Raw genomic sequence first — 12,384 nt, 5'->3', positions numbered from 1 at the left:
ACGTCCGGGTTGCTGGGACGCCACCCGGTTTGCTGGGACACTGCGGGACGTGCCGCTCGACCGCTATCAGTTCCGCACCTCGTGGCTGGTGCCGTCGTCGTCCCGCGCCGTGTTCGCGGCGCTCGTCGACCTCGCCGGGTATCCGGCGTGGTGGCCGGACGTGCGATCGGTGACCAAAGTGGATGACGACACCGCCGAGCTGGTCTGCAGGGCGAGCCTGCCGCTGGCGTTGCGGTTGCGCATGACACGGGTCGAGGAGGACGAGGCCGCCGGCAGGGTGGCGGTGGCACTGTCGGGCGACCTCGAGGGAACGCTGACCGGACGGCTCGAACCGGGCGGCCGAGGGACACACCTCGACATCCGGCAGCAGGTCGTGGCGCGGAAGCCGGTACTGCGGACCCTGTCACCGGTGGCGCATCCGGTGTTCCGGCTCAACCACGTGTTGATGATGCGCCGCGGTCTGCGCGGATTGCGCGCCCACCTGGAGGACACGACGACCTGAGGCCGCGGCGGCCCCGGCCCGACCGCGTCCTCCGGTGGGCGAGGCCCAGGCCTGGAGGACGCGGCCTGGAGGAACGCGGGCCTGGGCGCGTTGCGGACCCGCGAGCCGAGCGGGCACGCGGGTCCGCAACGCGCGGCGGAATCACACCGTCGCCGGCTGCCTGTCCTGCCGTTCGGTCCCGGAATCGCCGCTCCCGGCACCGGCCGAGTCGTCGCCACCCGACGAACCGTGGTCGTCGATGAGGGTCGACTCGTTGAACGGATCCTGCTTGGACAGCACCCGGTGCAGCTGATCGCGGTCGAGGCCCTTGGTGATCGATCCGATGAGGACGGTGGCCACGGCGTTGCCCGCGAAGTTCGTCAGCGCACGCGCCTCCGACATGAACCGGTCGATGCCGAGGATGAACCCGACGCCGTCGACCAGTTCGGGCCGGTGCGACTGCAGGCCGCCCGCGAGGGTCGCGATGCCCGCGCCGGACACGCCCGCCGCACCCTTCGACGCGATGATCATGAACACCAGCAGCGAGATCTGTTCCCCGATCGACAACGGGCTTCCCTGGGCCGTCGCGATGAACAGGGTCGCCATCGTCAGGTAGATCGCCGTGCCGTCGAGGTTGAACGAGTAGCCCGTCGGCACCGTGATGCCGACGACGGGTTTGGACACGCCGAGGTGTTCCATCTTCGCGATCAGCCGCGGCAGCGCCGACTCGGACGACGACGTCGACACGATCAACAGGAACTCGCGGCCCAGGTACCCGAGCAGCTTGAAGATGTTCACCCGCGCGCCGAGCCACAGCACCGAGCCGAGCACCGCGAAGATGAACACCAGGCAGGTCACGTAGAACCCGATCATGATCACGGCCAGGCTGCGCAGCGCCTCCCAGCCGGTTTCACCGACCACCGCCGCGATCGCGCCGAACGCGCCGACCGGGGCCACCCACATGATCATCGCGAGGACGCGGAACACGAGCCGCTGGATGTGCTCGATACCGCGCAGCACCGGCTGGCCCGCGGCACCCATCTTCTGCAGTGCGAATCCGACCAGCAGCGCGACGAGCAGAGTCTGCAGCACCGATCCGTCGGTGAACGCCGACACCATCGACTCGGGAATGATCCCGAGCAGGAAGTCGACGGTGCCCTCGCCGCCCTCGGACGCCTGGCTCTGCACCTCGGACACCGCGTTGGGATCGAGGCGCATTCCCTCGCCCGGGTGCAGGATGTTGCCGACGACCAGGCCGATGGCGAGCGCGAAGGTCGACATCAGCAGGAAGTAGCCGATGGCCAGCACGCCGACCTTGCCGACACTCGCGGCCTTCGCGACCGAGCCGATGCCGAGCACGATGGTGCAGAAGATGATCGGGCTGATCATCATTTTGATCAGATCGACGAAGCCGCTGCCGAGCGGTTTCAGATTCGTCGCGGCATCGGGAAACGCGAAACCGACGATCACACCGAGTGCGACGGCGGCGATCACGAAGAGGTACAGGTAGTGCATCTTGTCGCGGCGTTTCGGCGCCTGCTGGGCGGCCGCGGGCTCCGTCGTGGACGGTTCGGGCAACGTTGCCTCCTCACGAGATGTCGCCTGCGATGAGGTCGTGACGGTGCCGCGGTCCGAGGACTGTGGACGCGCGTGACCGCCACCGAGATCACCGCTGGATTCCCGGCGACTATCGGCGGCGCGGTGAGCGAAGTCCACCTTGTGTTCATTTCGTTCGCGGGTGCCTGCTCTCATGGGAGCCGTGCGTGTTCGATCGGCCGCGCCACCGACACGGTGGAGCCTGGCGCGGCAACTTCTGGTGTTGCAGCTGGTCGTGGTGGCCGTGTTGGTCGTGGTCGGCGCGGTGTTGGCCTACATCGACGCCTCGGACGCGACCGAGGAGGCAGCCAGGGAGGAGGTGACGTCGGTCGCGGTGACGTTGGCCGATTCGCCGGACGTGCCCGAGGCTGTTGCCCGGCCGGACCCCAGTGACGTACTTCAGCCGTTCGCCGAGCAGGTGCGCCGCGACACCGGGGTCGACTTCATCACGATCATGGCCCCCGACCGGACCCGGTTCACGCATCCGGATCCGCGGCGCATCGGGAAGCCGTTCATCGGCACCGTCGGGCCCGCACTGCGGGGCAGGCTGCTGACCGAGACCTACACCGGCACCCTCGGACCTTCGGTGCGGGCCGTCGTACCGGTGCGGCGCGACGACGGCCGGATCGTGGCTCTCGTCGCGGTCGGAATCACCATGGAGGCCCTGTCGGACCAGCTCACCGGCCGGCTCGTGCTCGTGGCGCTCGTGGCCGGGGGTGTACTGCTGATCGGCGGCGCCGGCAGCTACCTCGTCAGCCGACGGCTCGCGCGGCAGACCCGCGGTGTCGCTCCCGCGCAGCTGTCGTCGATGTTCGAGTACTACGAGGCGATCCTGCGGTCCGTGCGGGAAGGCCTCGTGCTCGTCGACCGGGACGGGATCGTGGTGCTGTGCAACGACGCGGCCCGCGACCTGCTCGGCTTGGCGACCGACCCCGCGGGCGTGGCCGTGACGGACCTGGGCCTCGCCACCGACCTCTCGCGCACGTTCGCCTCCCGCGAACCGGCGACCGACGAGCTGCACGTCACCGACACGCGGGTGCTGCTCGTGAACACGGCCCCGGTGCACGCGCGCGACAGGGCGATGGGCAACGTCGTGACCCTCCGCGACCACACCGAGCTGCAGTCGCTCACCGGCGAACTCGACACGGTGCGCGGCTTCGCCGAGTCGCTCCGTTCCCAAGCGCACGAATCGGCCAACCGGCTGCACGCGGTGGTGTCGCTCGTCGAGCTCGGCAGGACCGAGCAGGCCGTGGCGCTGGCGACGGCCGAACTGGAGACGGCGCAGGAGCTGACGGACCGGGTGGTGGGCGCGGTCTCCGAACCGGTGCTGGCTGCGCTGCTGCTGGGCAAGTCCAGCGAGGCCGCCGAACGCGGTGCCGATCTCACGTTGACGCCCGACAGTTCCATGGACGACACCGTGCCGGTCGTGCCGGCCGGGGACCTCATCACGATCCTCGGCAACCTGCTCGACAATGCCGTCGACGCCGCCGTCGAACACGCGGCCGAGCGCGCGCCGCGGGTCGCCGTCACCGTCAGGGCCGACGAGACCGAACTGCTGCTGCGGGTCGCCGACAGCGGTGCGGGAATCGCACCGGACGTGGTGCCGGGCATCTTCCGGCGGGGGTGGTCGACCAAACCGGACGGGACCGCAGGCGATCGGGGACTGGGGCTGGCGCTCGTCGGGCAGGCCGTGCGCCGGCACGGCGGCACCGTCGACGTCCGCGGTGATGCAGGCGCCGATGAGGGCGGAGCGGTGTTCACGGTGCGGATTCCGCTGGGCCCGAATGCGGCGGGCACCGCCAGGGACGACACGGCCGCCAGGGACGAGACGGCCGGCGAGGACGACCGGGCTGCCCGGGACACCGGTGCCGGGTAGGTGGTGCTCGGTAGGCTGCGCGAAGGATGATTGCGGTTCTGGTGGTGGAGGACGATCCGGTCGCGGCCGAGGCGCACCGCGCGTACGTCGAGCGGCTCGCCGGATTCACGGTCGCCGGGGTCGCCCACTCCGGGGCGGAGACGGTGCGGTTCTGCCGCACTCGCCACGTCGATCTCGTCCTGCTGGACTTCTACCTTCCCGACACCCACGGTCTTGCCGTGTGCCGCACCCTGCGGGCCGAGGGCAACCCGGTCGACGTCATCGCCGTCACGTCCGCCCGAGACCTGGGCGTGGTGCGTGCCGCTGTCTCGGCGGGCGTGGTCCAGTACCTGCTGAAGCCGTTCACGTTCGCGGCGCTGCGGGACAAACTCGACAGCTACGCGCGGTTCCGCGACAGCGCGGCGCAGCCCGGCGAGGTCGACGGGCAGGCAGAGGTCGACCGGATGCTCGCGACGTTGCGCACCACCGAGCACGCCACGCTGCCGAAGGGCATGAGCGGCGAGACGCTGGACGCGATCTCGGCCGTCCTCGCCGACTCCGCGCGCGACAGTGCTGCCGACGGCAGCGAACCCGGTGAGGGTGCGCCCGACGACGGTGCGGGCATGTCGGCGGCCGCGGTGGCCGACGCCGTCGGCGTCGCCAGGGTCACCGCGCGGCGGTACCTGGAGTATCTGGCCGACAACGGACTCGCCCGGCGCAAGCCGCACTACGGCGGGGTCGGCAGACCCGAGGTGCGCTACGCGGCGATGTCGCGGAAGGCCTGACGGCGGGCGGGATCGCCCTCGGTGGCGGCCAGCCGGGCCGCGAACGCGCGGCACCATGCCCACAACCGTTCCGCGTCGACGTCGATCAGCTCCGCGAGTTCGCCTGCCGTGGCTCGCCAGCGCGAGGGGTCGCCGAGCACGACCCAGTCGATCGCGTCGGAGGCAGGATCGGCCAGGCACGGCCGCGGGTCGATCGCGACGAGCTCGCGGCCCGCGTGCCCGCGTGGCAGCACATTGCCGGGGTGGAGATCGCCGTGGGCGAGCACGAGCCTCGGCGGCGCCGCGCCGAGTTCCCGTGCCAGTGCGTGCCCGCGCTTGAGTGCCGCGTGCAGCTCGGGCCGGTCCGCGCGGCGCTTCCACAGGGAGAACAACAGGTCCGTCCGGTCCGCCGAGGGACCGAATCCCCGCTCGGCGGCGCGGTCCGGGGAGCCGCACCCGTGGAGCGCGCGGATCAGGTCCGCGATGTCGCCGAGCGGGGCGGATGTCGCCCGGTCGGCCAGTGTCGTCTCCGAAGGGAGCGCCTCGAGGAGCAACGCTCCACCGGCCTCGGCGTACACGGCAGGCACCCTGCCGGTCTGCGCCCACACCCGGAGTGCCGCTGCCTCCGCCGTCGCGATCGCGGCGTCAGGGGTGATCTTGAGGATCGCGGCGCGGCCCGCGGTACGGCACCGCACGACCAGCGACGTGTTGCCGCTGCCCACCGGTTCACCGAGTTCCAGCTCCCAGCGCGCGGACAGGTCGCGCACCAAGGCGGGAAGTGCGGTCCACCACGTGTCGACCGCGGAGCCGAACCGTGCACGCAGGCGGTCCCGCGTGGCGGCGACGCGGGAGGCGGACAGGTCCATCGCCGGTCTCCGATCCGTACGGTGAACGGTCGTGACGAGCAGCGGCTCAGTGAACGGGGCCGGTGTATTTCTCGCCGGGCCCCTGGCCAGGGGCGTCGGGCACGGCGGACGCCTCACGGAACGCCTTCTGCAGCGACTGCAGACCGTCCCGCAGGGGAGCGGCGTGCACACCGAGGTACTCGGCCGAGGACGTGATCAGGCCGGCCAGTGCGGTGATGAGCCTGCGGGCCTCGTCCAGGTCGCGCCGGGGACTGGTCTCCGGGGCCTCGTCGGCGAGGCCGAGCCGCTCGGCCGCCGCCGACAGCAGCATCAGCGCGGCGCGGCTGATGACCTCGACACTGGGGATCTCCTCGAGCTCGCGCACGGCCTCTGCCGGGTCCGCGGCGTTCGGGGCGCCGGCTGCTCCGGCCATGGGATTATCGCCGGTTTCCGGTGTGTTGAAAGAGTCGTCGACCACGTCTGGTACCCTTCCATGTGCGACCAGCTCCCGAGCGATCGGGGGCCGCAAGTGGAGCCCCGCTCCCACCCGTGTCGCCGCCATGCGAAGGCGGCCGGGTCCGGTCCCGCGGTACTCGCCCGCACGGGGAATACCGCGGAACGCCTCGCAGCGACGCAGTACTGCTACAGCAACTGCTACAACGCAGTGCCGCTGCAACACTGTGAGGCCGTGATCGGATTGATGGGCCCCGCGCCGAGGTACTCAGCGTACCGGTGACCGGGGCCCGTGGTATGTGGGCACTGTGGGCACCAGGGTCGAACGAGAACCAGCGACACTTGGACCAAGGAGGCCCCATCAGCTCCGAGACGCGCATCAATGAGCGCATCCGAGTCCCCGAGGTTCGCCTCGTGGGACCGAACGGCGAGCAGGTCGGCATCGTCCGCATCGAGGACGCCCTGCGGCTCGCCGAAGAGGCCGATCTCGACCTCGTCGAGGTGGCCCCGCAGGCGCGGCCGCCGGTAGCCCGGCTCATGGACTACGGAAAGTTCAAGTACGAGTCCGCGCAGAAGGCCCGCGAGTCGCGCCGCAACCAGCAGATGACCGTCATCAAGGAACAGAAGCTGCGGCCGAAGATCGACCCGCACGACTATGAGACGAAGAAGGGGCACGTGTCCCGCTTCCTCGCTCAGGGCAACAAGGTCAAGGTCACGATCATGTTCCGCGGTCGCGAGCAATCCCGCCCGGAGCTGGGGTTCCGTCTGCTGGAGAGGCTGGCCGAGGACGTGTCGGATCTCGCCTTTATCGAGTCGAAGCCGAAGCAGGACGGCCGCAACATGATCATGGTGCTGGCCCCGCACAAGAAGACCAAGACCAAGTCGAAGGCGACGAAGGAAACCGAGGGCGCCGAGTCCTGACCGACCGGCCCCGATCACGGCAGCTCGCCCGGCAGCGATACGGACGCGGCCGGGCGGCCACGTGTGCAGCACGCCGCGAGCCGGCGTGCTGCCGTTCGAAAGAGGGAAGAATGCCGAAGAACAAGACGCACAAGGGGACTGCCAAGCGCGTCCGCGTGACGGGCAAGGGCAAGCTCCGTCGTCAGCGTGTCGGCCGCCGGCACCTGATGGAGCACAAGTCCACCAAGCTCACCCGTCGCCTCGAGGGCACGACCGACGTCGCCGCTTCTGACGTGCCCCGCGTCAAGCGGCTCCTCGGCCGCTGACCTTTCCGCACCCGCCGTAACCACCGGGGCGCCACGCGCCCCCCGAACGACAGGATGGATCCGTGGCACGCGTCAAGCGGGCGGTGAACGCCCAGAAGAAGCGTCGCGCAACACTCGACATGGCCAGCGGCTACCGCGGCCAGCGTTCGCGGCTGTACCGCAAGGCCAAGGAGCAGACGCTCCACTCGTTCCAGTACTCGTACCGGGACCGCCGTGCCCGCAAGGGTGACTTCCGCCAGCTGTGGATCACTCGCATCAACGCGGCCGCCCGTCAGAACGGCATCACGTACAACCGGCTCATCCAGGGCCTGAAGGCCGCCGGTGTCGAGGTCGACCGCAAGATCCTGGCGGAGCTCGCCGTCAACGACGCCGAGTCGTTCGCCTCGCTGGCCGAGGTGGCCAAGCAGCACGTCAACACCGACGAGAAGAAGTCGGCCTGACCGCGGCCGAGACACGACCCGGGGCTGTCACCGTGTTCACACACAAGACGCCCCGGGTCGTTGCTGCCCGGCGCCTGACCACGAAGTCGGGCCGCGACGACGCCGGGCGCTTCCTCGCCGAGGGCGCCCAGGCCGTGCGCGAAGCCCTGCGCTTCGGGCGGGTGCACGAGCTGTTCGTGACCGAGGCCGCGGCCGAACGGCACGCCGACCTCCTCGCACAGGCGCCGCGGGTGTCGTTGATCGACCGCCGCGCCGCCGAACTGCTGTCCGAGACGGTGTCCCCGCAGGGACTGGTCGCGGTCTGCGACGCCGTGACCGTGCCGCTCGACGAGGCGCTCGCGGGGCAGCCGCGGCTGGTCGCGGTGTTGTGCGGCATCGCCGACCCCGGGAACGCGGGCACCGTGCTGCGCGTGGCCGACGCCGCCGGCGCCGACGCCGTCGTGTTCGCGGGCGAAGCCGTCGACGTGCACAACGGCAAGTGTGTCCGCGCCTCCACCGGCAGCCTGTTCCACCTGCCCGTCGCCAGGGAGCGCGACGTCGGCGCGGTGCTGGAGGCCTGCGGCCGGGCCGGGCTGCGCACGATCGCGACGGACGGCCACGCCGAACAGGAGCTGACCGGCGTCGCGCTCGACGGCCCGATCGCATGGCTGTTCGGCAACGAGGCGCACGGCCTGCCCACCGAGGTGACCGACGCCGCCGACGAGGCGGTGCGCGTCCCGATCCCCGGGCACGCCGAGAGCCTGAACCTCGCGACCGCCGCCGCGGTGTGCCTGTACGCCCGCGTGGTCCGCGGCGGGTGACCGCTCCCGACGTGCCCGCCGCGGACACCGAGGGTGATCGGCGGCAGCGCAGGGCAGGTCATTAGAATCCGGAGGGGCGTCGGCAGACGCCGCGGGGCATGTCCCGTGTCCTGACGATCTCACCAGCTCATGCGCCGAGGAGACATGTCCGAAGCCAGCGATAACCAGTCCGCCAGCGGGGAAGAAGCACTCGCACCCGAGACGTTGCAGGCGGCCGTGACCGCGGCCGAGCAGGCCTTCGCCGCGGCGGCAGACCTCGACGAGCTGGCATCGGTGAAACCCGCCCATCTCGGTGACCAGGCACCCGTGCCGCAGGCGCGCCGAGCGATCGGGTCGCTGCCCAAGGAGGCCAAGGCCGAGGCGGGCAAGCGCGTCAACGAGGCGCGCCAGGCCGTGCAGACCGCCTACGACGAGCGGCTGGCCGTCCTGAAGGTCGAGCGGGACGAGAAGGTCCTCGCCGAGGAGGCCGTCGACGTCACGCTGCCGTGGGATCGGGTGCCCCGTGGCGCCCGGCATCCGGTGACGACGATCGCCGAGCGCATCGCCGATGTCTTCGTCGGCATGGGATACGAGGTCGCCGAGGGCCCGGAGCTCGAAGCCGAGTGGTTCAACTTCGACGCGCTGAACTTCGGCAAGGACCACCCCGCCCGGCAGCTGGCCGACACGTTCCACGCGGGCGACGAGGACTCCAACCTGGTGCTGCGTACCCACACCTCGCCGGTGCAGGCGCGCACCCTGCTGCACCGCGACCTGCCCGTGTACATCGTGTGCCCGGGCCGCACGTTCCGCACCGACGAGCTCGACGCCACGCACACGCCCGTGTTCCACCAGGTCGAAGGCCTCGCCGTGGACAAGGGCCTGACGATGGCGAACCTGCGCGGCACGCTCGACGCGTTCGCCAAGGCGATCTTCGGTGAGGAGTCGGGAACCCGATTCCGCCCGCACTTCTTCCCCTTCACCGAGCCGTCCGCCGAGGTGGACGTGTGGTTTCCGGAGAAGAAGGGCGGCGCAGGCTGGGTCGAATGGGGTGGCTGCGGCATGGTCAACCCCAATGTGCTGCGCGCGTGCGGCGTCGACCCCGAGATCTACTCCGGCTTCGCGTTCGGCATGGGGCTCGAGCGGACACTGATGTTCCGCAACGGCATCCCCGACATGCGGGACATGGTGGAGGGCGACGTCCGGTTCACCGCGCCGTTCGGGACCGAGGCCTGATGGCCCGCCCCGAACCCGGGAACCGCGCCGCGGCCGGTGCCCGTGCCCACCATCGTTCCGGTAATCCTGCGGTCCGGCCCCGGACGGGTCCGCACCGCGGCAGCAAGGAGGCGTAGTGCGAGTCCCCGTCAGCTGGCTGACCGAACACCTCGAGCTCGACGACGAGGTCACCCCCGACACGCTGGTCGAGGCGTTCGTGAACCTCGGCGTGGAGGTCGAGTCGGTCGAGCGGGTCGGCGATGTCACCGGGCCGCTCGTGGTGGGCAGGGTCGCCGAGATCGAGGAACTGACCGAGTTCAAGAAGCCGATCCGCTACTGCCGGGTCGAGATCGGCGAGACCGATTCCGACGAGGCGGAGGCCGCCAGTTCCGACGAGACCGGCGCCGCGGAGGCCGAGGACGGCGAGGCGAGCGGGGCCGAGGTCGGTGGCGGGTTGCCGAAGCCGCGGACCAACGGCATCGTCTGTGGCGCCACCAACTTCGCCGAGGGCGACCTGGTCGTCGTCGCGCTGCCGGGTGCGACCCTGCCCGGCGATTTCACGATCGGCGAGCGCAAGACCTACGGCCGCGTCAGTCAGGGCATGATCTGCTCGGCCAAGGAACTGGGCATCGGCGAGGACCACTCCGGCATCCTGGTGCTGCCCCCGGGCACCGCCTCGCCCGGCGACGACGCGCGCGAGATCCTCGACCTCGACGACACGGTCCTCGAGCTGACGCCGACCCCGGACCGCGGCTACACACTGTCGGTGCGCGGGCTGGCGCGGGAGCTCTCGTGCGCGTTGAACGTGCCGTTCGGCGACCCGGCGAAGCTCGACGTGCCCGAGCCCGAGGGGGAGGCGTGGCCGGTGCGGGTCGAGGACCCGCAGGGCTGCCCGCGTTTCGTACTGCGCCGCGTGACGGGTCTCGACGCGGGCGCGCCGACGCCGTGGTGGATCCGCCGCAGGCTGCTGCTGGCGGGAATGCGGCCGATCTCGCTGGCCGTCGACGTGACGAACTACGTGATGCTCGAACTGGGCCATCCGCTGCACGCGTTCGACACCGGCGCGATCAAGGGCGACATCGTCGTGCGCAGGGCCGAGGAGGGGGAGAAGCTCACGACGCTCGACGACGCGGAGCGCGCCCTCGACCCGGACGACGTGGTCATCGCCGACGACACGGGTGTCATCTCGCTCGCAGGCACGATGGGCGGCGCCACCACGGAGATCGGTACCGACAGCACGGACGTGCTGCTGGAAGCGGCCCACTGGGATCCCGCGTCGATCAGCCGTACCGCACGCAGGCACCGGCTGTTCTCCGAAGCGGCGAAACGGTTCGAGCGGTTCACCGATCCGCAGCTCTGCGAAGCAGCGGTCGAGCGGGCGGCGAAGCTGCTGCGCCAGCACGGCGACGGCAGCATCCAGCCCGGCCGCACCGTGGTCGGCGAGGTCGGGTCCGCGCCCGCGGTGACGATGCCGATCAACCTGCCGGATCGGGTTGCGGGCGTGCGCTACGAACGCGGCGTCACCGTCGGCAGGCTGACGCAGATCGGCTGCAAGGTCGCCGTGGACACGGCCGACGACGGCACCACCCTCGTCCACGCGGTGCCACCGAGCTGGCGCAGTGACCTGACCCAGCCCGCCGACCTGGTGGAAGAGGTGCTGCGGCTCGAGGGATACGACAGCATTCCGTCGGAGCTGCCGCCCGCACCCGCGGGCCGTGGGCTCACCGAGGCCCAGCGGCGTGAGCGCGCCGTCTCGCGGGCGTTGGCTGAGGCCGGTTACGTCGAGGTGCTGCCGTTCCCGTTCGTGTCGGCGTCGGTGTGGGACGAGCTCGCCCTGCCCGCCGACGACGCGCGGCGCCGCACCGTCGAGGTGCGCAACCCGCTCGAGTCCGACAAGAACCGGCTGACGACGACGTTGCTGCCGGGCCTGCTCGACACGGTCCAGCGCAACATCTCCCGCGGTACGCGGGACGTCTCGCTGTTCCACATCGGACAGGTCGTGCTGGGCGGTGACGACCGCGCCGCCGCGCCGGACCCCGGAGTCGACGGTCGTCCTGAGCCCGACCAACTGGCAGCGCTCGAAGCCGCCGTGCCCGAGCAGCCCCGGCACGTCGCCGTGGTCCTGGCGGGACAGCGGCTGCGTGACGGCTGGTGGGGTACGGGCGAACCGGCCGGGTGGGCCGACGCGATCCAGGCCGCGCGGCTCGTCGCGGCGGCGGCGAAGACCGAACTGCAGGTCGAGGCCGCCGACACGCTGCCGTGGCACCCGGGTCGCTGCGCCCGCCTGATCGCCGACGGCGAGACGGTGGGTCACGCCGGCGAGCTTCACCCGAAGGTCCTCGAGGCTCTGGAGCTTCCGAAGCGCACGGTGGCGATGGAGCTCAACCTCGACGGCTTGCCGCTGCGCGAGGTCCGGCCCGCCCCGTCGATCTCGGCGTTCCCTCCGGTGCTGCTCGACGTGGCGCTCGTCGTCGACGCCGACGTGCCGTCGGCGAGCGTGGCCACGGCGCTGCGCGACGGCGGCGGCGAGCTGCTCGAAGACGTCGCGCTGTTCGACCTCTACACCGGCGAGCAGGTCGGCGAGGGCAAGCGGTCGCTGGCGTACAAGCTGCGGTTCCGGGCGACCGACCGCACGCTCACGGCCGAGGAGGCCACCGAGGCACGGGACGCCGCGGTCGCCGTGGTCACCGAACGGTTCGGCGCGACTCTCCGAGGTTGAGCCGCGCCGGGGTG

General features: G+C 71.1%; 12 protein-coding genes. 9 read left to right on the top strand and 3 right to left on the bottom strand.

What is annotated here, in order from left to right:
* Positions 1 to 49 precede the first annotated feature (49 nt).
* Positions 50 to 502, top strand: coding sequence for an SRPBCC family protein (locus LY12_RS20110; RefSeq protein ID WP_253858953.1), 453 nt, complete (start codon positions 50 to 52; stop codon positions 500 to 502).
* 141 nt (positions 503 to 643) lie between these two features.
* Here LY12_RS20110 and LY12_RS20105 read toward each other — a convergent pair whose 3' ends face one another.
* On the bottom strand, positions 644 to 1,996 hold the full coding sequence (locus LY12_RS20105) for a cation:dicarboxylate symporter family transporter (protein WP_253859326.1): 1,353 nt from the start codon (positions 1,994 to 1,996) through the stop codon (positions 644 to 646).
* Positions 1,997 to 2,231: 235 nt separating this feature from the next.
* Here LY12_RS20105 and LY12_RS20100 point away from each other — a divergent pair, with 235 nt between their 5' ends.
* Entirely contained in the window at positions 2,232 to 3,953 is a 1,722-nt protein-coding gene (locus LY12_RS20100) for an ATP-binding protein (RefSeq protein WP_372493581.1), read from the top strand.
* A 26-nt stretch (positions 3,954 to 3,979) separates the two neighbouring features.
* Entirely contained in the window at positions 3,980 to 4,717 is a 738-nt protein-coding gene (locus LY12_RS20095; protein ID WP_253858951.1) for a response regulator, read from the top strand.
* Here the strand turns inward: LY12_RS20095 and LY12_RS20090 are convergent.
* Together LY12_RS20090 and LY12_RS20085 are read right to left on the bottom strand one after the other, a co-directional pair.
* Positions 4,690 to 5,562, bottom strand: a complete 873-nt coding sequence (locus LY12_RS20090) for a phosphotransferase (RefSeq protein ID WP_253858950.1) — start codon at positions 5,560 to 5,562, stop codon at positions 4,690 to 4,692. The two genes, LY12_RS20095 and LY12_RS20090, sit on opposite strands and share 28 nt — an antisense overlap.
* Before the next feature lie 46 nt (positions 5,563 to 5,608).
* On the bottom strand, positions 5,609 to 5,974 hold the full coding sequence (locus LY12_RS20085; RefSeq protein ID WP_253858949.1) for a DUF1844 domain-containing protein: 366 nt from the start codon (positions 5,972 to 5,974) through the stop codon (positions 5,609 to 5,611).
* A gap of 317 nt (positions 5,975 to 6,291) precedes the next feature.
* Here LY12_RS20085 and infC point away from each other — a divergent pair, with 317 nt between their 5' ends.
* The 6 genes from infC (at position 6,292) to pheT (ending at position 12,370) form a co-directional block, all read left to right on the top strand.
* Complete coding sequence (gene infC, locus LY12_RS20080; protein WP_253859325.1) at positions 6,292 to 6,915, top strand: translation initiation factor IF-3; 624 nt, start codon at positions 6,292 to 6,294, stop codon at positions 6,913 to 6,915.
* Positions 6,916 to 7,025: 110 nt separating this feature from the next.
* Positions 7,026 to 7,220, top strand: a complete 195-nt coding sequence (gene rpmI, locus LY12_RS20075; protein WP_253858948.1) for a 50S ribosomal protein L35 — start codon at positions 7,026 to 7,028, stop codon at positions 7,218 to 7,220.
* Between the two features lie 62 nt (positions 7,221 to 7,282).
* Positions 7,283 to 7,660, top strand: a complete 378-nt coding sequence (gene rplT / locus LY12_RS20070; RefSeq protein ID WP_253858947.1) for a 50S ribosomal protein L20 — start codon at positions 7,283 to 7,285, stop codon at positions 7,658 to 7,660.
* A 32-nt stretch (positions 7,661 to 7,692) separates the two neighbouring features.
* Positions 7,693 to 8,460 carry a TrmH family RNA methyltransferase gene (locus tag LY12_RS20065; RefSeq protein WP_253858946.1) on the top strand — a complete coding sequence of 256 codons (768 nt, stop codon included), beginning with the start codon at positions 7,693 to 7,695 and terminating at the stop codon, positions 8,458 to 8,460.
* Between the two features lie 144 nt (positions 8,461 to 8,604).
* On the top strand, positions 8,605 to 9,672 hold the full coding sequence (pheS, locus tag LY12_RS20060) for a phenylalanine--tRNA ligase subunit alpha (RefSeq protein WP_253858945.1): 1,068 nt from the start codon (positions 8,605 to 8,607) through the stop codon (positions 9,670 to 9,672).
* Positions 9,673 to 9,787: 115 nt separating this feature from the next.
* Complete coding sequence (gene pheT, locus LY12_RS20055) at positions 9,788 to 12,370, top strand: phenylalanine--tRNA ligase subunit beta (protein ID WP_253858944.1); 2,583 nt, start codon at positions 9,788 to 9,790, stop codon at positions 12,368 to 12,370.
* Positions 12,371 to 12,384: the final 14 nt, after the last annotated feature.

Origin of the sequence: Prauserella alba (assembly GCF_024171735.1) — a bacterium.
GTDB classification, from domain to species: domain Bacteria; phylum Actinomycetota; class Actinomycetes; order Mycobacteriales; family Pseudonocardiaceae; genus Prauserella; species Prauserella alba.
Note: the sequence above shows the minus strand (reverse complement) of the source record. Positions and strands in the feature narration are given on the sequence as shown.

Bases quoted from the DNA above. Each gene is read 5' to 3' on its own strand.
- LY12_RS20100 (WP_372493581.1), top strand. From the start codon at position 2,232: ATGGGAGCCGTGCGTGTTCGATCGGCCGCGCCACCGACACGGTGGAGC.
- pheS (WP_253858945.1), top strand. From the start codon at position 8,605: ATGTCCGAAGCCAGCGATAACCAGTCCGCCAGCGGGGAAGAAGCACTC.
- LY12_RS20090 (WP_253858950.1), bottom strand. From the start codon at position 5,562: ATGGACCTGTCCGCCTCCCGCGTCGCCGCCACGCGGGACCGCCTGCGT.
- LY12_RS20095 (WP_253858951.1), top strand. From the start codon at position 3,980: ATGATTGCGGTTCTGGTGGTGGAGGACGATCCGGTCGCGGCCGAGGCG.
- infC (WP_253859325.1), top strand. From the start codon at position 6,292: ATGTGGGCACTGTGGGCACCAGGGTCGAACGAGAACCAGCGACACTTG.
- rpmI (WP_253858948.1), top strand. From the start codon at position 7,026: ATGCCGAAGAACAAGACGCACAAGGGGACTGCCAAGCGCGTCCGCGTG.
- LY12_RS20105 (WP_253859326.1), bottom strand. From the start codon at position 1,996: ATGCACTACCTGTACCTCTTCGTGATCGCCGCCGTCGCACTCGGTGTG.
- LY12_RS20085 (WP_253858949.1), bottom strand. From the start codon at position 5,974: ATGGCCGGAGCAGCCGGCGCCCCGAACGCCGCGGACCCGGCAGAGGCC.